At 50.0% G+C, this 21827-nt stretch carries 16 protein-coding genes; 9 read left to right on the top strand and 7 right to left on the bottom strand.

The features are described from left to right. Positions 1-45: 45 nt before the first annotated feature. The 3 genes from SPK40_RS09655 to SPK40_RS09645 all read right to left on the bottom strand — a co-directional run bounded on the left by SPK40_RS09655 (position 46) and on the right by SPK40_RS09645 (position 3826). Positions 46-1386: a TldD/PmbA family protein gene (locus SPK40_RS09655; RefSeq protein WP_330960305.1), complete on the bottom strand. Its 1341-nt coding sequence runs from the start codon at positions 1384-1386 to the stop codon at positions 46-48. Further along, complete coding sequence (locus SPK40_RS09650; RefSeq protein ID WP_330960304.1) at positions 1386-2768, bottom strand: TldD/PmbA family protein; 1383 nt, start codon at positions 2766-2768, stop codon at positions 1386-1388. Before SPK40_RS09650 ends, SPK40_RS09655 begins: the two co-directional genes overlap by 1 nt. A 65-nt stretch (positions 2769-2833) precedes the next feature. Beyond that, positions 2834-3826, bottom strand: a complete 993-nt coding sequence (locus SPK40_RS09645) for a CobW family GTP-binding protein (protein ID WP_330960303.1) — start codon at positions 3824-3826, stop codon at positions 2834-2836. 330 nt (positions 3827-4156) lie between these two features. Between SPK40_RS09645 and SPK40_RS09640 the strand changes: the two genes are divergently transcribed. Both SPK40_RS09640 and SPK40_RS09635 read left to right on the top strand, forming a co-directional pair. Further along, positions 4157-5734: an alkaline phosphatase gene (locus SPK40_RS09640; RefSeq protein WP_330960302.1), complete on the top strand. Its 1578-nt coding sequence runs from the start codon at positions 4157-4159 to the stop codon at positions 5732-5734. 292 nt (positions 5735-6026) lie between these two features. Then, the gene (locus SPK40_RS09635) at positions 6027-6803 is read left to right on the top strand and encodes a bestrophin-like domain (RefSeq protein WP_248141953.1); all 777 of its coding nucleotides are present in this window, start codon (positions 6027-6029) and stop codon (positions 6801-6803) included. A 122-nt stretch (positions 6804-6925) separates the two neighbouring features. On the opposite strand, the gene SPK40_RS09630 is transcribed toward SPK40_RS09635, so the two are convergent. Further along, the gene (locus SPK40_RS09630) at positions 6926-8686 is read right to left on the bottom strand and encodes an ABC-F family ATP-binding cassette domain-containing protein (protein ID WP_330960301.1); all 1761 of its coding nucleotides are present in this window, start codon (positions 8684-8686) and stop codon (positions 6926-6928) included. 618 nt (positions 8687-9304) lie between these two features. On the opposite strand from SPK40_RS09630, the gene SPK40_RS09625 reads away from it, so the two are divergent. Then, the gene (locus SPK40_RS09625) at positions 9305-11323 is read left to right on the top strand and encodes a methyl-accepting chemotaxis protein (RefSeq protein ID WP_330960300.1); all 2019 of its coding nucleotides are present in this window, start codon (positions 9305-9307) and stop codon (positions 11321-11323) included. A 70-nt stretch (positions 11324-11393) separates the two neighbouring features. On the opposite strand, the gene SPK40_RS09620 is transcribed toward SPK40_RS09625, so the two are convergent. Then, positions 11394-11969 carry a hypothetical protein gene (locus SPK40_RS09620; RefSeq protein WP_248141955.1) on the bottom strand — a complete coding sequence of 192 codons (576 nt, stop codon included), beginning with the start codon at positions 11967-11969 and terminating at the stop codon, positions 11394-11396. Continuing rightward, a complete protein-coding gene (locus SPK40_RS09615; RefSeq protein ID WP_330960299.1) occupies positions 11966-13549 on the bottom strand; it encodes an FAD-binding oxidoreductase in 1584 nt (527 codons plus the stop codon). The genes SPK40_RS09620 and SPK40_RS09615 overlap by 4 nt, the downstream gene beginning before the upstream one ends. 724 nt (positions 13550-14273) lie before the next feature. Between SPK40_RS09615 and SPK40_RS09610 the strand changes: the two genes are divergently transcribed. From SPK40_RS09610 to SPK40_RS09595, 4 genes are all read left to right on the top strand, one after another. Continuing rightward, positions 14274-15254 (top strand): hypothetical protein, encoded by a 981-nt coding sequence (locus SPK40_RS09610; RefSeq protein ID WP_330960298.1) that lies wholly within the window; start codon positions 14274-14276, stop codon positions 15252-15254. A 95-nt stretch (positions 15255-15349) separates the two neighbouring features. Then, positions 15350-16159: a toll/interleukin-1 receptor domain-containing protein gene (locus SPK40_RS09605; protein WP_330960297.1), complete on the top strand. Its 810-nt coding sequence runs from the start codon at positions 15350-15352 to the stop codon at positions 16157-16159. A 992-nt stretch (positions 16160-17151) separates the two neighbouring features. Beyond that, the gene (locus SPK40_RS09600) at positions 17152-18138 is read left to right on the top strand and encodes a trypsin-like serine peptidase (protein ID WP_330960296.1); all 987 of its coding nucleotides are present in this window, start codon (positions 17152-17154) and stop codon (positions 18136-18138) included. A 65-nt stretch (positions 18139-18203) separates the two neighbouring features. Next, positions 18204-18467, top strand: coding sequence for a hypothetical protein (locus SPK40_RS09595; RefSeq protein WP_330960295.1), 264 nt, complete (start codon positions 18204-18206; stop codon positions 18465-18467). 134 nt (positions 18468-18601) lie between these two features. Here SPK40_RS09595 and SPK40_RS09590 read toward each other — a convergent pair whose 3' ends face one another. Beyond that, on the bottom strand, positions 18602-19477 hold the full coding sequence (locus tag SPK40_RS09590; protein ID WP_330960294.1) for a LysR family transcriptional regulator: 876 nt from the start codon (positions 19475-19477) through the stop codon (positions 18602-18604). A gap of 165 nt (positions 19478-19642) precedes the next feature. Here SPK40_RS09590 and SPK40_RS09585 point away from each other — a divergent pair, with 165 nt between their 5' ends. Together SPK40_RS09585 and fghA are read left to right on the top strand one after the other, a co-directional pair. Beyond that, entirely contained in the window at positions 19643-20803 is a 1161-nt protein-coding gene (locus SPK40_RS09585; protein ID WP_442957561.1) for an S-(hydroxymethyl)glutathione dehydrogenase/class III alcohol dehydrogenase, read from the top strand. Between the two features lie 150 nt (positions 20804-20953). After that, positions 20954-21805, top strand: coding sequence for an S-formylglutathione hydrolase (fghA, locus tag SPK40_RS09580; protein WP_330960375.1), 852 nt, complete (start codon positions 20954-20956; stop codon positions 21803-21805). Positions 21806-21827: the final 22 nt, after the last annotated feature.

Below are 21827 nucleotides of genomic sequence, written 5' to 3'. Positions count from 1 at the left end.
CAAAAAAAGCGAGCCGAAGCTCGCTTTTGAGGACGGTAAGCGCATTTATTTTCCGGCGATACTCAGGCTGTTAAAACGAATTTTCGGTGCGAAGAAATCGCGCTCATAATCGTTCTCCAGCTGATTCCCGACCGCATCAATGGCTTTGATCATCTGATAGAAGTTTCCGGCAACGGTGATGCCCCGGACCGGCTGAATGCGTTTGCCGTCGCGGCACAGGAAGCCGCTGGCGCCGAAGGAGAAATCGCCGCTGATCGCATCAGCACCGGAATGAACGCCCTGCAACTCGACCAGTTCCAGATATTCACCTGCGGTGACTTCGGCCTCGGAACTCTGACCTTCAGCAATCACCAGATGACGCGACGCCACACCCAGACCACCTTTCGCAGAACGGGAGGCGTTGGCCGTATTGGCAATGCCGAAATAACTGGCCGTATGGCTGTTATGCAGCAGGCTTTGCAACTGGCCTTCACCAATCAAAATGGTGTCCTGCGTCGCGAAGCCTTCGCTGTCGAACGCTTTGATGGCAGAACCGCCTTCCATGTAAGCCATATCGCTGACGGTGAGGAGCGGGCTGGCCACCTGCTGATGCCGTGAGTCACGCCATGGGTTGATGCCTTTCATGGCCGACTGGCCGGACAGGCACATGCCGAACGCGCCGAACAAACTGCTGAGCTCGCTCAGGTTAAAGATGACCGCATACTTGCCGGTTGCAATCGGGCCGCCGTCTAACAGGGCCATCGCGGTTTCAACGCCGTGGCTGATGCAGTACTGCGGGTCCAGCTCGTCAAAACGGCGTCCGGATGACATACCGCCATGCATGGCCTGTTTGCCGTCCTGATCGATCAGCGCATAGGTATAGCAGTACGTGGAACGCTCTCTGTGTTGACAAAGGCTGCCACGGGTGTTTGCCAGCAGACTCAGGCTGTCGGACTCGCCAAAGCCATTGTAGGGCGCACTTTTCGCACCTTTGCCGATCACGCCTTGTTCCAGAGACAGTGACAGAGCAATCTTCTGATCAATCTCCGCATCATCCTGCTGATAAATTTCCGGATGAGTGGTCGTCAGACGGCTGTTTTCCGCCTGAATGCCCTGATGTGCGTCGGCTTTGGTGTACTGAGCACTTTGCAGCGCCTGTTCTACCATGAGCTTCAGACTGTCCGGATGCAGCGATTCGGAATAGCTGGTGGCTACTTTGTCGTCTTTGGCGACGCGAACGCCGATCACCTGGCCTGAGGTGACTTTGTACTCGTCCAGCTCGCCATTGTTGGCTTTCAGCGACAGGTTATGGCTGCTGCTGGCCAGGACATCCGCTTCTGCACCGGCTGCTGTAGCCAGTTCCAGCACTTGTTCCATGGCGTGTTGCAGGGTTTGTTGATCCGCCATCAGTTACCTCCCACCAGAATGTTGTCTACTTTCAGCGCCGGCTGTCCAACTGTTGTCGGAACCGAGCCACTGACCGAGCCGCACATGCCGGCGGCCAGTTCGAAATCCTGTCCGACCATACTGATCTCTTTCAGGACTTTCGGACCGGTGCTGATCAGGGTGGCTGATTTCAGCGGACGGGTAATTTTGCCGTCTTCGATCAGATAAGCTTCCTGCACCGCGAAGTTGAATTCGCCTGTTCCCGGCTGGACTGAACCGCCGCCCATTTTCTTGGCGAAAATACCTTTCTCGACACTGGCAATCATCTCATCCAGGCTGCTGTCGCCCGGTTCAATGAAGGTATTGCGCATCCGGGAAGTCGGCGCGAATTTGTAAGACTCACGACGGCCGGAACCTGTCGGCGCAAAGCCGGTTTTCTTCGCGCCCATCTGATCCACCATGAAGCTGGTGAGCTTCCCGTTTTTGATCAGCTGAGTCCGCTGAGTGGCCATGCCCTCGTCGTCAATGTTGATGGAGCCCCACTCATTTTCCATGGTGCCGTCATCGACCGCACTGACCACAGGACTGGCAATCATTTCACCCATCTGGTCATGGAATACCGAGGCTTTTTTGGCAACAGAAGTTGTTTCCAGCAAGTGGCCGCAGGCTTCGTGGAAAATCACGCCGCCGAAACCGTTGCCGATGATCACGGGCATTTCGCCGGACGGACAGTTCTCTGCCGTCAGCTTGATCATCGCTTGTTTCGCTACTTGCTGGCCCAGGCCAGTCGGGTCAATGCTGGTATTGAATTCCCAGCCGGTCAGCGCGCCCGGTGCTTCGAAACCGGTGGACTGTTCACTGCCGTTTTGTGCCACAGCAGTTGCCGCAATTCGGGTGTAATGGCGGGTATCGCCAATGTGCAGGCCGTTGGAGTTGAAAATTTCAATTTGCTGTTGGCGTTGCAGAATGCGGCCAATGAACTGAGCGATTTTGTCGTTTTCTGCACGGGCTGCTTTGTCGGTGGCGCGCAGGAAAGCAATTTTTGCTTCCAGATTGGCATCCTGAGACAAAGGCTGATGCACCGGATGGCGGTCGGCCAGTCGGGTAAAGTTCAGTGCGGCAGCCTGAGCAATCTGGTCGCGGCTGTCTTTGGCCGCCAGCAGGCTGGTGACCCGCTTGAGTTCCTCTTCTTCGGTACTGTTGGTGTAGCCGTACAGTACTTTATGACCGAAGAACAAACGGATACCGATACCAAAGTCGATACCGCCGTTAATTTTATCGACATCACCTGCATTGAACTCGACAGAGCCCGACTGGTGGTGCTCGACGAACAGTTCGGCGAAATCTGCGCCGAGAAACAGCGCATGGTCGATGACGGCTTTCGCCGTTGATGGGTTTAGCATAATTGCTCCTTGCGTAAATTCAGGTGGCAAGTTGATCCCAAATCATTGATTAACAATAGCAGTAATCAGGCTTTTTTAGCCAAAGAGCATAAGATCTCTTCCAGCTCATCCCAGGGCAGGATGTCTTTGTCGATGACTTCAATGCGGGACTCAAACCCTTCCAGTGTGAGTTCGTTCACTGAGACTACCTGATTCACGACGTTGAATGCAAAACATCCCCGTTCAGTGTTCACCACGGCTTTGACCCGTTGTGCGTTCAGGTTGGTAAACAGGGTAAAGAGTTGTGAGAAGTCGAACACTAAATCGGTGGCGAAGAACCAGCCGCAGCTGTGGTAGCCCTGTCCGTGGTTTTCTCTGCGCACAAAGGTTTCGCCCGGTGCCAGTTCAAGACCCGGCAGCGGCGCAGCATCGTCACTGCTGTGATCATGGTGATGGCTGTGCGCGGCATGACGTTGAATGCGGGGCACTTCCAGCAGCGATAAATCCAGCTGTCCCTGCTTCACCTGTGCAAGGGTCTGTTTGGCGGGCTCGCATTCATTCGCGTATTGCTCGAACATCAGCAGATCGTAGTCTGAGCAGGCATCAATTTTGTTGGCGACCAGGACATCGGCCAGTGCAATCTGGTCCTGAAAATTCTGGTTGTCGGTATAGAGATTGTCTGAAAACTGTCTTGGGTCAACCAGCGTAATGGTCGCTTTCAGATCAATATATTTCGCATAACTGTCTGAGGTCAGCTTATTGATGATCTCTTTCGGATGGCCCAGTCCGGTCGGTTCCAGCAGCAGGCGGTCCGGATTTTGTGCCAGCAGGGCATTGATGCCGACGGACATCGGCAGTCCGGCCACACAGCACATACAACCGCCCGGTACCTCTTTCACGATCGCACCCTGCTGATCCAGCATTGCGCCGTCTACGCCGACATTGCCAAATTCATTAATCAGAATGGCCCATTTTTCATCGGCTGGCTTGCGTGCCAGGAGAGACAGGATTGCCGTGGTTTTTCCGGCGCCCAGAAAGCCGGTGATGATATTGGTCGGGATAGGTTTGCTGATGGTCATTGTATATCCGTCTTACCGCAGAACTAAGTGACAGCCATCATACTGCATGGCGGGGCGGGAAATGAAGGGGAATCCATGACTTGGATCAAATGCCTCGCCGCTGAAATATGAATTGAACTGAATAACGTGCCAGTGACGCCAGGCAGAAGCTGACCGGTGATGACTGAGTAAACACGATTTCCAGTTACTTTTCTGTTCATCAATACTCGCAGGTTTCAATGATGAATGGGGTATTGTGATTGATTGCGTCAATAAAACCTTTTTATTGCTGCAATAAAAACGTCAAAAAAAATTGTTTAACTGGCGCCGCATTTATATTTGGGTACCAAGATGAAACATATAGTCAAACCTCTTATTTTAGCCGCTGCAACTTCTACAATCTCTTTTTCAGCATTATCGGCAGAAATTAAAAACGTCATCTTAATGATTGGTGACGGTATGGGACCACAGCAAGTCGGCTTGCTGGAAACCTACGCGAAAAATGCGCCACATTCAGTGTACAAGGGTGAAACCACGGCCTTGTATAAACTCGCTCAGGAAGGGGTCATCGGCGCTTCAATGACGAATCCGGGCGAAGCCATTGTTGTCGATTCGGCTTGTTCAGCAACTATGCTGGCGACCGGGGTGTATACCGCTTCAGAAGTGATTGGTATCGACGCCCAAGGCAACACGGTTGAAACCGTGCTTGAAAAAGCGAAGCGTCTTGGGAAAGCGACCGGTCTGGTTTCAGATACCCGCCTGACGCATGCCACGCCTGCAGCATTCGCGGCTCATCAGCCACACCGTTCTCTTGAAAACGACATTGCTTCCGACATGCTCGCAACCGGCGCGGATGTGATGCTGTCCGGCGGTCTGCGTCACTGGATTCCTCAGTCAGTCAATGACAAAGGTGCGACGTATCAAGCTCTGCAGACACTGACACATGGCGACGTGAAGCTGAAATCCAAGCGTAAAGATGAGCGTAACCTGCTGACGGAAGCAAAAAGCGATGGTTACAGCCTGGCATTTAATAAAGACATGCTGGAAGAAGCGCATGGAAATAAGCTGCTGGGTTTGTTTTCTGATTCAGGCATGAATGATGGGATTGCTTACAGCAATTCTAAAAACGACCCGAAACGGACACAACCAACACTGAAAGAAATGACAGAGAAAGCAATTAATCTGCTTTCTAAAGATAAAGACGGCTTTTTCCTGATGGTTGAAGGCGGCCAGATTGACTGGGCGGGTCACAGTAATGATGCCGGCACCATGCTGCATGAAATGATCAAGTTCGATGAAGCAGTCAATTCTGTGTATCAGTGGGCGAAAGGTCGTGATGATACCTTAATCATTGTCACTGCTGACCATGAAACCGGCTCATTCGGCTTCAGTTATTCTTCACAAGGGTTGCCGCAACCTGAAAAACGTTCAGGGAAAGCTTTCCAGAAGCAAGCTTATGCTCCGAATTTCAACTTTGGTAAGTTCGAAATCCTGGATGGTCTGTACAACCAGAAGATGAGCTACGCGACCATGTTCGCTGAGTTTGACGGGTTGAATAAAGCCCAGCAAACTCCGGAGAAACTGGCTGAAATCGTCAATGAAAACAGCGAATTTCCAATCACAGTTGCTCAGGCAGCGGACGTGCTGACGACCAAGCCAAATCCATACCGTCACGACAACCACAGTTACCTGTCTGTTGAAGACGTCCCGGCAATCAATGATTTTGATGCTTACTTCCCGTACAACGATCGCGGAAATTTGCTGGCGCGTGAACAGGCAACAGCGCAAAACACCGTTTGGGGTACAGGGACGCACACGCATACGCCTGTGAACGTCTTTGCCTGGGGTCCGATGAAAGAGATTATTCCGGTCTCGAAGATCATGCATCACTCCGAACTGGGTGAGTACATCAAAGGTATGGTGAAGTAAGGATCTGCTGAGGATTCAGACCTCAGGTCAGTTCAGCAGCAGACATCACCATCAAAGATTGAAACGGCCCTTTGTCCTCAGGGCCGTTTTTTATTTTGCATCACCAACCCGTCCACCTTTCCTTATTTGTGGTTTCCGCGCTCACAGCACCTATTTATCAGGTTCTCAGTGACTGTGCTTCCTTTATGGCATTTGCGACATATGCTTAATTAAAAGTGTGGCTGACTCAGTGGCTGACGGACGCGAGCGGTGGTCGTCAGGTATTCAACAGCTGAAGTGACCGGGGTGGTATATGAAAGTCGGTTTTTTAGAATCTTTGCCTATCTCTCTGATCTTTATCGGCATTGCGCTGTTCATGCTGATTTTCTGCGAAATAGGTTTTCAGTTTGGCTACCACGCCCATATGCGGAAGGACAAGGCTGCCCCCAGTACACTGGGATCAATGGTGGGCGGGTTACTGGGCATGCTGGCTTTTGTGCTTGCCTTTACCTTTTCGATTGCATCTTCTCAGCACGAGCTCAGACGGAATAATGTGCTCGAAGAAGCCAATATTATTGGTACCGCCTATTTAAGAGCCGATTTGCTGGATGAAAAATCTGCCACAGCGGTGAGACGGCTCTTAAGAGAATATGTCGATATTCGCCTCAATGCCGTCCAAGGCAGTGACATCAACCTGGCCTTAGAAAAATCTACTGAAATCCATCGTCTTTTATGGAAAGAGGTCTCTTCCGCTGCCATCGAAAATCCAAGCCCCATGACATCACTGATGGTCCAGGCTACAAATGAAGTGATTGATATGCATGAAAAAAGGGTGACGGCTGCATTGCGGAACCGGATTCCGCTCAGTATCTGGATTGCGTTGGCTGCAATCACCGCCCTTGCCATGATCGCGCTGGGGACTCAGGTTGGTTACACCGGGAACCGGAGGCTGATTGCCGTGATCCCTTTAGTGCTCGCTTTTGCTGTCCTGGTGACGCTGGTTGTTGATCTCAATCGTCCTCAGAAAGGCCTCATTATTGTCAGCCAGCAGTCGATGATTGATCTCCGGAGCAGCATGGGTACGGAATAGCCGGTAGGGAAGAAATAATCGGTGAGGCGTCAAAGCCAGTTTTCGTCATTAATCCGGGGCAATCTCCAATTGCCCCGGGGCTGCTTATCTTTTTAGATCAAGGTGCTTTAGATCAAGGTGCTTTAGATCAGGGTATTGAGCCGGGCGATTTCAGCCCGCCACTGTTGTTGCAGGTGTGGCTTCTGATGCTTTGGCCGCCGGTTCAGATCCTCTTCCAGCAAGGTTTCCAGTGTGATCAGCCGGTCCAGCAGCTGTTCTTCGTCACTCATTGCTGTGCCGGTTTCAGACGGTTCCGCACCGGTTTCACCCGGTTCAGCATGAACAGCAGGCTGTGATGGCTGAGACGACAGTTGCTGATACACCGCTTCAGGAGACAGATATTCCGTCAGCACGCCATGCTGAATCAGCCAGAACCGGTTACAGCTTTGCTCAATCAGGCTGCGGTCGTGGCTCACCAGTAAGGTTGCACCTTCAAACTGATTCAGGGTCTCAATCAGCGCTTCTTTGCCTTCCATGTCGAGGTGGTTGGTCGGCTCATCCAGAAACAGTAAATGGTATCGGGCTAACGTGAGCCCGACAAACAGCAGGCGAGCCCGTTCACCGCCACTGAGTGATGCCACGGTTTGCTGGTGTCTTACATACGCAAAACCGGCACTGATCAGCGCTCGTTTACACTGTTCTGTACTGAGTGAACCGAAAGACAACAAGGCATCACTGATAGTGTCCTGATCGCGGAGCTGCTGCTGGGTTTGGTCGTAGTAACCTAACCGGCAGCGATCGTGAAAAGTCACCGCTTGTGGTGTGCTTTGTAAGTCTTCCGATGCCTGATAGCTGTTGTACAGCTGGTTGAGCAGGGTCGATTTACCACAGCCATTGCTGCCAATGACTGCAATGCGGTCACCACTTTTGATGCGCATATCGCCGATTTCAAACAAGGTGACTTGATCCGGCCCGGTTTCGGCTGCTGATTTCACCGCCAGGGATTTGACCGAAAATGGCGTAATTTCAACCAGCCGGTTTGCCGGCAGTGCTTCCCCCTGAAGGGTGAGTGTCCAGGGCGTGCCTTCACTCAGTTCTGTCTGTTCCTCCTCTAAGCGCTCCTTTCTCGCCAGCATCGTTTTTGCTTTGCGGGCCAGGTCTTCGTTGTCATAAACCTTGCCCCAGGTCGCGAGCCGTTTTGCACTTTTGGCAATCCGGTCGATCTCTTTTTGCTCGCTGAGATGCCGCAGCCTGTCCGCTTCATCTTTTTCTTTCAGGGCGGCCCGGGCCAGCGAACAAGGCAAGGCAAAATGATGCAGCGCCTGATCGCGCATGACCCAGGTGGTGTTGGTGACCGCATCCAGCAAGGTTTGATCGTGGGACACCAGGATGAACGCGCCTTTCCAGGAGGATAAAAATTGCTCCAGCCAGAGTAAGGCAGGTAAATCCAGATGGTTGCTTGGCTCATCCAGCAACAGTAAATCCGGCTGGTGGATGATGGCGCGTGCCAGCAGCAATCGCATCTGCTGGCCGCCGCTGCAGTGGGCGACGGGCATGTGCCATTCCGAAGGACTGAAGCCGAGTTCATCCAGCAGCAGTTCTGCCCGCCAGTACTCATCTTCCGTCAGCATCTCTGACAGCGCGGAGAGCACCGTTGCGGCCTGCAAGGCGTGCGGAATGTGCTGTTCCACATAGCGCATCAGGCAGGAATTGGCTTTTGCAATCTGTCCGTGACTGGCCTCCAGTTGTCCGTCGAGCAGCTTTAACAGCGAGCTTTTGCCGCAGCCGTTATGACCGATCAGGCCGATTTTATCGCCGCGGTGAATGGTCAGGCTCAGGTCTTTAAAAAGTGGCGCGGAGGAATAGGAAAGAGTCAGGGATTGTGCAGTTAAAAAAGTACTCATTATGTTCTCAAGAATTTTGGGCGCAAAAGGCCGTTGTCAAAGCTGACAATAATTCTTCGAGCATGAGGGAAAAAACTCGGGTTGACGCTACAAGTCGGTCGTAAATATTTCGCTCAAGTCGAGATTATCGCAGCGCGATCTCTGAAACTCTTGAGCGGACATAAATACCAAATAAGCGTGAGTTGATTGAACACCACTGCGACATAAATATCCTCCTTTTGTTTGTGTTGGGGAAAGCGAAAACACTTTCAGTGAATCGGTGGCGCTATCATAAAGCCATATGCAGCCATGTACACAAATAAGCGTGAAAAATTTCGGGAATAGTGGGATTTGTCAAAAAACAGCGGCTTTGAATTTTTTGGGCCTGAGACTCACTTTATTTCAATGTTTTGAATTCGTTCTCAATGGCTCAATGACAGCGATCCATTTTCCTTCAGACGTTTACCGGCCTCATCTCTGTGTTCACTTCCAAAAAAATCTTAAACCGGGACGAAGAAACGCGCGGTGAAATTTTTAGGCTAGACTCTAAGTCATCATGCTCACTCTGTTGCGTATGTTGCTGTTTCCGTATTGCATTCTTTGGTGATCACCAACATTTTGGACAAGGGGTTGGTTCCTATGAGAGTAAAAGCAAAAGTTTTTGTAACTTTTGGATTTGTCGGATTCGTGGTGGCCGCTGTCAGTCTGTTTGCGGTCAGGGCTCTCTCGTCAAGTTCGTCATCGCTCAATTACATTATCGGTGCTGCATGGAATACGGCAGATGGTGCAATGGAGACATCGATTGAAATCGAAGCGCAAATGTTAGCAGTGAAAAACCTCATTTTTGGCGCCGACCTTGCTGCGGTTGAAAAAGATCTGAACAAGGCGATTGAAGGGGCGAATGAAGCTTCCTCCCGGATGATTGAGGCGGGATTACTGGGAGAGCAGCGAGCGCAACAATTTACGCGCCTCAATCGTCAGTATCAGACGCAACGGAACGAGTTGATTGACGTTTTTCATCAATATAATGCAGCGAAAAAGGCCTATGATCAGGCAACAACACGGCTGGTGGATTTTGGTGAAAAATATGAAGCACTTGGGGATCATGCGGTTGAAGCACTGGAGCAAGAACCCGACAAATTGCTGACCTGGCGTGAGGATGTTCAGACGCGCTGGCATGCCGCTGATGGTGCGATGGAATCCAATATCGGATTGCTCTGGAAACTCTATCAGACTCAGCGTCTGCTGGATGGCGAGGATGACCAGACGCAACAGGCAAAGATAGAACAGGCGGCTCAATTCCAGAAAGAAGCGAATGCAGCCATGTTTTCGACGGGACTGTTTGATGTGGCCGTGGGGGGCGATTGGGGAGAGCGAACCTATACCGAGGTTTTTCAGCAGTTAAACAGCCAGCATGAACAGGCGACCACAGACGTCATTGAAGCTTACCGGCAATACCGGGCGCGGTTTGCGGAGTACAACACGACCTCTCAAGCGTTTTTGAGTTTTATTTCTGAAATGGAAGCCTATGCCGATAGTATGGTGGAGCAGCAGGCGGTTGAGACTTTGAAAGAGAGTGCTGTCGCAGCTTCTGTATTCAAAGCCGTCATCGTCGGTGCCTTGGGGATGGTCATCATTCTGGGCTGGATTTTATGCAGACAGATTTTGTCTCCGGTTGAGCGTTTAATTGAAAGAATGAACGATATCTCGGACGGCAACGGAGATTTGACGCGCCGCGTCGGCATCGCGTCACAGGATGAATTTGGTCAGCTCGGCAGTTCCGTTGATAAATTCATTGCCAAAGTTCAGGTGCTTGTCGATGAAATCAATCAGTCGATTGAGACGGTGCGCGGGGCTGCGGCCGATCTTTCCCACACGTTTCATCTGACGACGGACTCGGTGAAGGAGCAGACGATTGAAGTGAAGGCGATTGCGTCGGCGACAGAAGAAATGGCCAATAACTCCACACAAGTCGCCAGCAGTGCCCGGGATGTGGATCAGTCTGTTGCATCAATCGACAACGATACCCAGAACACCCTCAATAGTGTCCGCGAAGCGTCAGTCGCGGTCAGCGAACTGGTCACGGAAGTCGCCCGGGGAACGGAAACGATCAATGCCCTCAAAAATCATGTCACGAATATCGAACCGATTCTGGATGACATCAACGGCATCGCGGAACAAACAAACTTGCTGGCGCTGAACGCAGCGATTGAAGCGGCCAGAGCCGGTGATCAGGGCCGTGGATTTGCCGTCGTGGCCGACGAAGTTCGGTCCCTGGCGATCCGGACACAGGACAGCACCAGTATGATTCAGGAAAGTATGCTGAAACTGCGTCAAAGCGCTGATGATTCGGTGCGTGTGATGAATGAAGGGATGACGAAAGGCAGCCAGACAACCAATATTGCAGAGCTGGCTGAGGAATCGCTCCACCGCGTTGCACTGGAAATCAACCGGCTCACCGAGATGAATCAGCAAACGGTCTCAGCAATTTCTGAGCAGGAGCGGGTTGCAAATGATGTGGTGTCCAGCGTCTCGAATCTTCAGGAACTATGTGACAGTACGCATCAGAATATTCATCAGAGTGAAAGTACGATCAATGCATTGCTGGCCAAGCAGGAAGAGCTGGCCTTGAAAGTCAGCCGATTTAAAGTGAGCTAGCCGGGCACCGGCAGGGCGTTGATAACCCCCTTTGCTTTTGTGGCTGGCAAAGGGGGGAGCGAAACCATGGTCAGGTTCTGAGCTGCGTCAACCCACGGAATAATTTCTTCAGCGGCTGTGTGATCCAGTAGCGAGAAACAAACAGGCCAATCTGGATCAGGATGTACTGGCGCTTGCAGTAAAGGATACAGGCGTAATCGAACTTCTCGGTCGGTCCTTCATACAGGACATGCGGATAAACGAATTTCTGCCGGGCGGCGACTTTCGGGTTGCGTGCCCCGCTCATGAAATAGCGCTTTTTCATCCGGTAGGCTTCCCAGCAGGCATAGATGAAGACATAGCCTCGCTCAAAATCATTCAGATCGGGCATTACCCAGAGTCCGCCCCCTTCCACGATATTTCCGGTGGCGAGCTGCAGCGGGTGCTCTCCCATCTGAGGCGGCAAATCTGAAAGATAGGTCAGGGGCGTACGGCTGTTCACGGTGAAGCCTGCACACATTTTTCCTTCTGAATCGTAAAAAGCTTTCACGCACGAGCGGTGTCTGAGGTACTCAACCGTATTACTGTTGCCGGAAATGGCGTGGTAATGTTCGGCAAACTCAAGCAAATCCTGCTGGGTAGAAAGACGTTTGCACCGGAGGGTCATCCTTGTTGCTCCATGGATAAGTGGGAAGAGATGTTCTGTTGGTAGCGACCGGGCGAGACAATGTCATCCGGATCGAATGCGGTTTTGATGCGCTGGCGGAGCTTCAGGGCGTCCTGTTCCAATTCCTGCTCGCCGTCGAATGGCATTTCATCGACCGCACGGCGGTAGCAAGGCCAGCTGTGGGCGCGGTATAACGCACGGAGATCCCTTGCAAGGGCCGTAGCCCGCTCGACTTCATCTTTGTTGCTGGTGTCATAGTAAATACTGATAATCGCCTGACACAGATGAGCGTTGACGGCCGTGAGCGTAACACCAAACTCGAAACCTGCTGCATCGAAGGCTTTCTGAGAGAGTTGCATGCATTGCTCAACTTCAGTGCCAATTAAAGGCAGCGCTGGCGCGACCCAGAAAAATCCGCATCCGTCTTCCACTGGATTCATTCTGGCCGGGATGTCTTTCCGGTAACGCCAGTAACAGCCTTTCAGCGCCATATCTTTCGGATTACCTTCCAGCATATCCATCATTTCGGTGAAATCGCTGAGGCTGTTTTGAAAGCGACGGTAAATCGCGATACGTCCGAAAACCGGACTGATCTTTTGGGCCATCTGATTCAGCTGCTTGAGCTTTTTCAGGCTGACAATATTAACCTGCGCAATCGGGCTGAGCAGTTTTTTCACCCGTGCTGCTTTGGCTTTGGCAATCGCTGTGGCGCCGGTAATCACAAACGCACCCGACCAGGGCGTCAGCTGATACTGCTGACAGAGTCGCGCGATGTCGGCTTCATTTGCACCTTTGGCGGGATCCCACCGTTCGAAATTAAAGCGTTCCATCATAGTCAGCATGCGGTAGGTATTTCCCAGATGAGGGAGGCCGTCAATGGTGCCTTCAGACTTGAGGCGGCGCATGATGTCGATGTAATCCGGCAGATGTTCGGGCGATTTCAGACGGACCAGACACCGTAAACTACATTCTGGTTTACGCATCAGCTCAAAGGTCATCTTACTGATGACTGCAATATTATTCTGGGTAAACAGCTCATGGAGGTTCGCCGAAAGCCCCGCACGCCCGCAGTAACGCGAACTTTGGCTCAGTCGGATCACTTCACCGTCCGCCAGAATCAGTTCGCTGATTGTAAAGTGCTGACTGCGGTTACCCACTGGACCATGACCGAAGCCCCGCTCAAGCACATTGCCCATGATGCTGGTATCCGGCCCGGCACCCGTACAGTCGAGCATCCACGGCGTGTTTTCAAGATAGCGGGCAACCTGACCCTGCGTCACTCCGGGCTCAATTTCAATGACGCCTAGTTCCTCATCAAAACTCAGAATCTGATTCATCGCACTCAAATCAAGCAGCGTACAGCCATCTTGCGGCGGGGTTTTACAGCCATACCCCCAGTTGTTCCCTTTCCCGATGGGGTATACCGGTTGCTTGTTCTGGTAAGCCTGCGCAATACACTGCTGTAATTCTTGTGCTGACTTCGGCTGTACAACCTGACTGGCAACGCGGGCATGAAAACCGAGACCGCTGAACAGCGTTATCGATGGGCTGATTTCTGCTTCTTCTGCAACAGATGACACGGGCAATTCCTTTTACGGGTGAATAGAGAAACTCCTGAGAGACCGTTCTCAGGACATTTTCTGTTGTCCTCAAGAGGACGCAGATTATTTCAGTCGGATCGATATAAATCAATATTCATATTTGTGTCATGAATGATTTTTGAAAAGTGTTTTTTATCAATAGCTTCTGGAGGGTTTGAGATTGTTTGGAGCGTATGTCGCACTTTGATTCGTAAGCAATTTCAGCATTTGTGCATGCGCGCCAGGCAGGCTTTGCTGGCCCAACTCATACCCAGAAATGCCTTTTGTTTCTCAGGTATAGCCCGGGCCGATTGTAGGCGATCCCGACAAGTTAATAATTCGTCCTGAATTTTTTCTTGGGTTGTGGGGTTGTTTTAACTTCTAACTCACTATTGCCCCAAAGTTGCTTAGCTCTACAATCTTGACTCGACACTGTTGTCATGAGTTGACCTACTTCAGCTAATGGTTAACTATGTGCCTAGTTTACTATGGCGTGTTGGGCAGAAAATGTCTGTATTGTTTGATTTGCCTAGTCAAATGACCTACTTCGATGAAGCTAGGTTGTGTCAAACTTGGTCGGAATGAATGAAGAGTTACAAGGATTACGCAAGGTATTTTATATGGGCAAGTTCTGATAGAAGTTGTCTGTCTAATAACTGTTATGTTCTCAGGTGATCATTCGTAAAAAATCAAACAATGCGGTTTTTAAGTTTAAAGGGAAGGAATGAAATTCAAGAGTAGAAATCTGCGCGCAATTGCGGAGTTGGTGGTTGGGGACAAAGAATTCTTCCCGTACCGTTCAAGCCGCTACATCACTCAGTTTTTCGAAGAATGTGATCTTGATTTCGTCCATGATGGATCAACGCGTTGGCATTGGACTTCAGAGCGCTTGGAGGAATTACTTCAAGAGCCGCAACCCGCTGCCCACGTCCTTCCTGAACGATTTGTTCATGTCCTTCGAGTGTTAATGCATAAATCCGACGCCGAACCAAATGATCCTGATCGCTTTCAGGCATTGGAAGAGTTAAACAAGCCTTTGGCACGGGAGGGATACGAAGCATTCTATGGAGAAGATGAACTTCTTTATATTCGCCACATAGGCACCAAAACAATTTCCCTTGCTGCAAATCCTCATCGACCATTTACTCCGAAAGAAATTGAAAAGAGAGACCAGCTAATTGGTTACTTGGATAAATGCTCTGAAGACGAACTAATTGAAGACGTTCTTCTTCCTCTATTTAGACAGTTGGGTTACCACCGCATAACGTCTGCGGGGCATAAGGACAAGGCCTTGGAATATGGTAAAGATATTTGGATGCGTTTTGTCCTTCCCACACAGCATGTTCTTTACTTTGGTATACAGGTTAAAAAGGGAAAGCTGGATGCATCTGGAGTAAGTAAGGCAACAAACGCCAACGTGTCGGAGATCTACAATCAGGTTTTGATGATGCTCGGCCATGAAATCTTCGACCCTGAAACAAGTAGACGTGTTCTGGTTGACCACGCATTTATAGTTGCTGGAGGGGAAATTACCAAGCAGGCGAGAAATTGGCTTGGCGGTAAATTAGACGCGTCCAAGCGAAGCCAGATACTCTTCATGGATCGCGAAGATATACTAAACCTTTACATAGCGAACGGCCTGCCATTGCCGCAAAAGGCACTTCCAAAAACAGAATCAGAGTTTGATGATGACATTCCGTTCTGACTTTGCAGTCGAACATAACAAAACGCTGCTAGGGACTTGCCTACGCTTCGCTCCGTCAAACCCCAGAGCGCATCCATAGGCATCAGGAGATTTGCATGAAGCATCCAAAGTTTAAAGGTGTTGGCACATTAGATGCCGAAATCGAAAAGTGCGAAAAAAATTTGCTGAACAAAGAAATCGAGTTTAACTGGATTGTTCAAAAACTAAAGTCTGCAGATCCGTCACTAGATAATATCAATAAGCTTAGGCAGCAGCTTCGAGCTAAAGAGAAACAAGTGATAAAAGCACGAAGGCAAGTAAAGGCGAAACAAGATCAAAAGTCTCGTAAGGTCAATGAGCGGCAAAGAACTAAGTTAGGTGGTCAAGCTAAGAAAAAAGAACGACTGGCTCTAAATCGAGCGATTAATGAAGAAATGGATAATCAGGAGAATATTTTGTCCCAGTTAAAATATATAACAATCGAGTTTCCTTCTGATAAAGAAGATACACAATCAGGGACTGAGTTATTTATTTCCCACGCTTCAGAAGATAAAGCCGATTTTGTTAAACCGCTAGCCGACGAGTTAATAAAGTTGGGTGTGTCCGTGTGGTACGATGAGTATACACTGCGTATTGGAGACAGCTTACGCCGCTCAATTGATCTAGGTCTAGCCGAATCAAAGTATGGTCTAATTATTCTATCTAAAGCTTTTTTCGAAAAAAACTGGACTCAATACGAGCTGAATGGGCTAGTAGTAAGAGAAATGGAAGGTGATAAAGTCATATTACCTATCTGGCACAATATCACAAAAGACGAAATTATGAGGCTAAGCCCATCTTTAGTCGATAAGGTCGCGTTGAACTCAACTATGTTCACGGTCAGAGAAATAGCAGAAAAAGTAGCTGATGCTGTGAAAAATGCCTAACAAACGATCAAGCCATCAACATACTTTTCCTAATCAGACAGAAACGTTCTAGAGCATCCGAGCTAGCTCGTTTATGTCCAAATGCGCGTTTAAATATCTAAATTTTTCCAAATCTAGGGAAAAATTCATGGATGAATTTTTAGGTTGTCGGCGCCGGGAGCGCCTACAACCGTCCCGGGCAGCACCAAAGAATCAAAAGGCATTTCAGGGCACTCTTTGTGCCAGCAAAGAGTGCCTGGCACGCATCCCCAATGCTGAGCATTGCATCGAATTTGACGCGTGACATACCAATCATGCTTAAACAAAGAGTTCCCGCTTTTGTTGGACTGAACTGACAGATGAACCAGACTCTTTGTACCAGCAAAACCTCTCTGCCGTGCATCAACTGGAGCCGAGATCAGGCTCAAGCTGAAACGCGACATACAGCCGAACCATACCAAACGAGAAAATTCAGTGCCCAGGATTTCCCTTGTTCTGAAAACTCCTCCAGATATCTGATGATCATTCAATATTGGTTTTTCGTGACGTCTGAAGCAATTTTATTTATATCCATGTTTTAAAAAATATTTTTAATTTTTTATAATCTATTGTTTCGATTATTTATTAATTATTCCTAAAGTTCATATCTTCATGGAATTCTGAGATTAAACTTAAGTGTGGTTTTCCATCTGCCGGTCCTTACTGACTATATTGTTTTTTTAACTATCGCAAAGCTATGCACTTTTTAGATTGTTTGCTATATTTGATTTACTACCTTCTCTTTTGTTCTCATTTCTGAGATATTAGTCATTAATTCGAGTAATAGATTATTGTTTTATTGCATGAATATGGATAAATAATAATCTCTGTCACGAAATGAACTTAATTAATATATCTCGCATCAGCGCTATTCATCCTGTTCTATAGTTACCTCTGCGAAAACAGTTGGCTTTGTATTTTTCGCTTTATTAAAGAAATTTAATAAATTCACTATTCTAATCAGGACAATAATTATGAACCGGAAAATAGCAATTGCTGCAATTGCGGGCTTGTGTATTTCTGCCGCAAATGCAAGCAATCTCAATAACTTTGTAAAATTGGATGAAAAAGCAGCATTCATTGAAGGTGAGAATGTTGTTCAAGTTCCTTCTGCGTCAGAGTATTCGCTGCGGCAAAAATACACTGCAGCAGAAAGAGCGGAAGCGATGAGTGCGGTTGCGGTCTCAGCTGACGGGACTCAATTCACAGCCGAGATATCAGAAGAAGCGTTAGCGCTTTTAGAAAAGGCCATTCAGACGATGCAGGCGCAAGGTTTGGATTCGAGCTTTTTCAGCGCTGGTGCACACTCGCCGACAAAAGCAGCCGCAGAGGATGATTCAATGTCATCATCGCGAGTGATAGGCGCGGATAACCGGGTACGAATCACGAACACTGTTGTGAACCCACATTATTTTAATGGCCGGATTGATGTCGGTTGTACGGGGACATTAATCACCAAAAATCACGTTTTAACAGCAGGTCATTGTGTTTCGAATGGTGCCGGGAGTTGGTATAAATCCCTGAATTTTACCACGGCTCAAAATGGCTCCTATAAGCCATGGGGAACCGCAACCTGGAAAAATTCGGTCACCACGTCAGGTTGGCATAATAACGGTGATACCAACTATGATTACGCAGTGATTGTCCTGAATAGCGCTCCTCATGGCGGTAATTCTGGCTGGGGGGTATATTCAGGCGGAACACATAGTGTGACCGGTTATCCCGGTGATAAACCCGCAGGAACCATGTGGACAGACAGCGGTTCAACCTATGCGATCTCGGACAGACGAATCTGTTACACCCTGGATACTTCCGGCGGACAAAGCGGCAGTGGTATTAAAGACAGTAATTACTATGTCAGAGGGATTCATACGACAGGATCTACAACGCAAAACTGTGGTACCCGGATGAACAGTACGATCTTTAATACAATTCGGGGCTGGATTACTCAGTTCCCTTAGTTCAACCGATTGGACTGACTTTGATAAGCCCAACTTTGTTGGGCTTTATATCGAGAGTGGACGATATGATGAGAAATATGATCGCGATTGCACTTTTAATAACGATGCAGGCGTGTTCAGCCAGTGATTCATGGGAACGGGTGATGATCCGGGGAAGTGCAGAAGCTAATGATCCCGTTCTGAAACAAGTCCGGGAATTTGAAAAAACGGGTCAGGTGAAAGATGTGACTGTACTTGAATCGTTTCCTGTTCAAATCTGGCTGACCGCCTCAAAAGACACCATTGAAGCACTACAGAAAATACCGCGAAAAACTGCGACTGATCAGTAACGGGATTCAGACGCTGGTTTACTGTCATCGGTGCAGAGCTGAATACACAATCTCACCCGTCAAATGCGTTCGCAGGAATGACGGGTGTACATCAATCATGGAGTGACATTCAGCGCCAGCCAGATGTTGCTGTTTTACGCTTTACTCAGCCCTTCCGCCAAAAATTCCACCAGCAATCGCACTTTGGGAGACAGCCGCACGCTGGACGGAAACAGCGCCCAGATGCCTTCGATGTCGTCGCGGTACTGGGGAAGCACTTCGATCAGCTCGCCGGATTCCAGATCCTGCTGGATGTAATAATCCGGGAGCTGGACTAACCCCAGTCCGCGTCTGGCAGCGTCGCGCAGGGCAAAACCGCTGTTGCATCTGAGCCGGCCGGAAATGCGCATGGATTTGGACTGATGGTTGTCTTTGAACCGCCAGACATCAATGGTGCCGACCAGACACTGATGTTTGCTCAGTTCCGACAGGGTGTGTGGTTCGCCATATCGTTTCAGATAAGCCGGGCTGGCACAGACGTAGGACTGACGGGTTGATAAGCGGCGGGCAATCAGGCTGGAGTCTTCCAGCCGTCCCAGACGTATGGCCAGATCGACCCCGGATTCGAGCAGATCCAGCTTCTGATTGGTCAGCATCAGCTCCACATCAACCTGAGGATATTGCTCCAGAAACTGATTGATCAACGGGGCGAGGTGCATTTCGCCGTAGGTCACCGGGGCGGTGACACGTACCAATCCTTTGGGGGTGGTCTGCATTTGCGTGACGGTCAGCTCTGCCTGTTCCAGCCCTTCCACCAGATGTTTGCATTGCTGGAAATACAGCATTCCGGCTTCGGTGAGGGTGACTTTTCGGGTGGTACGGTTGAGCAGTTTCACCGCCAGACGCTCTTCTAATGCCGACACTCGCCGGCTCACCTGAGCCACCGAGGTGGAAAGTTTTTGCGCCGCCAGCGTGAAGCTGCTTGATTCAGCGACGGCGACAAATTCACTGACGCCTTCCCAGTTTGCCATGATGCGTTCCTGTGGTTGGGTTGACTGGTTTCGATGGAATTCAATTATTACATATCCGTAAAAATGATTTACCTGAAAGTGAGATTATCTACGGAATCGAAAGGGATATACTTCAGCCATCGACCATGAACTTAATGTAACTTATTCAACAATAAGGGAAACACTATGACCCACGATTTGAAACTGGCATTGAAACCCGGACAGACTTCAATTAAATCCAAAGCTGCTGTTGCCTGGGCTGCCGGTGAACCGCTGAAAATGGAAGAAGTGGACGTACAACTGCCGAAAGCGGGCGAGGTGCTGGTGCGAATCGTCGCGACCGGTGTGTGCCATACCGATGCTTTTACGCTGTCAGGCGCTGATCCGGAAGGGATTTTCCCGGCGATTCTGGGCCACGAAGGCGGCGGTATTGTTGAAATGGTGGGTGAGGGCGTCACCAGTGTTGAAGTCGGTGATCACGTGATCCCGCTTTACACGGCGGAGTGCGGGGAATGTAAGTTCTGTACTTCCGGCAAAACCAACCTGTGTCAGGCAGTGCGGGAAACGCAGGGCAAAGGCCTGATGCCGGACGGCACCACGCGTTTCTCGATCAATGGCGAGCCGATTTATCACTATATGGGCTGCTCGACGTTCTCTGAATATACGGTGTTGCCTGAAATTTCGCTGGCGAAAGTCAATAAAGCTGCGCCGCTGGAAGAAGTCTGTCTGCTGGGGTGCGGCGTCACAACCGGTATGGGTGCCGTGCTCAACACGGCCAAAGTGAAAGCTGGTGACACCGTGGCGATTTTTGGTCTGGGCGGCATCGGTCTGTCGGCCATCATTGGTGCGCGCATGGCAGGTGCCAGCCGGATTATTGGTATTGATATCAATGAAAGTAAATTTGAACTGGCGCAGCAACTGGGTGCGACGGATGTGATTAATCCGCAGCACTTTGATAAGCCGATTCAGGAGGTGATTGTTGAAATGACCGACGGCGGTGTCGATTACTCATTTGAATGTATCGGTAACGTCAACGTGATGCGTCAGGCGCTGGAATGCTGTCATAAAGGCTGGGGTGAGTCGGTGATCATCGGTGTTGCGGGTGCCGGGCAGGAAATTTCGACCCGTCCGTTCCAGCTGGTGACCGGCCGCGTCTGGCGTGGTTCTGCCTTTGGTGGCGTGAAAGGCCGTTCTCAGTTACCGGGCATTGTGGAGCAGTATCTGGCCGGTGAGTTTGGTTTGCAGGAGTTCATTACGCACACCATGGGGCTGGAAGCGGTGAATGAAGCATTCGAGCTGATGCACGAAGGCAAAAGTATCCGCACTGTGATCCACATGGATCAGTAAGGACGGTCCCGGATCCAACCTTGATAAAACACCATGCAGCCTCAGGCCGCATGGTGTTTGCGCTATCAGATACTGACAGAAGAAATCGCTCAATGATGACCTCTGATGTTTAAAAAACGAGAAAACCGTGAAGAAAGGCAGGAATGCGGCATGAAAAACCTCGAACTCGCCAGTCAGAATAAAGTTTTTGGCGGCTGGCTGAAACAATATACCCATGAATCCACATCGCTGAACTGCACCATGCGGTTTGCTATTTTTCTGCCATCGACGGCATCTTCAGCACAACCTGTGCCCTCGGTGTACTGGCTGTCCGGTCTGACTTGTACCGATGAAAACTTCTCCCAGAAAGCGGGGGCATTCCGGGTGGCAGAAACCCTGGGAATCGCACTGATCATGCCGGATACCAGCCCGCGCGGCGAAGGGGTGGCAGACGATGAAAACTACGATCTGGGGCAGGGCGCAGGTTTTTACCTGAATGCGACCCAGGCGCCATGGAACGCGCATTACCGGATGTATGACTACGTGGTCAAAGAACTGCCGGGCATTGTGGAAGCACATTTCCCGGTGTCTGCTGTGAAATCGATCTTCGGGCACAGCATGGGCGGGCACGGCGCACTGACCATCGGACTGAAGCATCCGGATATGTATCGCTCTGTCTCTGCATTCAGCCCGATCAGCCATCCGATGAATTGTCCGTGGGGGCAGAAAGCCTTTGCTGCTTATCTGGGGAACAACAAAGATGACTGGCGCTTGTATGATGCGTGCGAACTGCTGAAGCTGGGCAAAGCAGAATTGCCGATGCTGGTTGATCAGGGGGATGCCGATAACTTCCTGAATGAACAGCTGAAACCGGAAGCGCTGAAAGCTGCTGCGGCGTTGCATGACTCTCCGCTGGAGCTGCGCATGCAGGCAGGCTATGACCACAGCTATTACTTCATTGCCAGCTTCATAGAAGACCACCTGCATTTTCATGCCCGGTATTTATTTGCTGAGCAGCGCTAAGTGGTTGGGTTCACCTGTCTGT

Origin of the sequence: Photobacterium sp. 53610 (genome assembly GCF_036409375.1) — a bacterium.
Lineage (GTDB): Bacteria > Pseudomonadota > Gammaproteobacteria > Enterobacterales > Vibrionaceae > Photobacterium.
The sequence above is the reverse complement of the archived record's forward strand: the minus strand, read 5'-3'. Positions and strand labels throughout refer to the sequence as shown.